At 51.5% G+C, this 233-nt stretch carries 2 tRNA genes; both read left to right on the forward strand.

Features of this window, described 5'->3' with window-relative positions:
* Positions 1 to 77 (forward strand) — tRNA-Ile (locus tag KJS52_RS27200).
* Positions 78 to 134: 57 nt separating this feature from the next.
* Positions 135 to 210: transfer RNA gene (locus KJS52_RS27205), tRNA-Ala, on the forward strand.
* Positions 211 to 233: the final 23 nt, after the last annotated feature.

The raw sequence follows: 233 nt of genomic DNA on the forward strand, positions 1-233 counted from the left end.
GGGCCTTTAGCTCAGCTGGTTAGAGCGCACCCCTGATAAGGGTGAGGTCGGTGGTTCGAGTCCACTAAGGCCCACCATAACAACTTAAACCCATTCAAAAAGTAGTCTTAAACGTCACTTTTTGGGGTGAATATGGGGCCATAGCTCAGCTGGGAGAGCGCCTGCCTTGCAAGCAGGAGGTCAGCGGTTCGATCCCGCTTGGCTCCACCAAGAAGATTTTTAACTTGTACCTT

This window comes from Paenibacillus montaniterrae (assembly GCF_018403185.1).
In the GTDB taxonomy this organism is placed as follows: domain Bacteria; phylum Bacillota; class Bacilli; order Paenibacillales; family Paenibacillaceae; genus Pristimantibacillus; species Pristimantibacillus montaniterrae.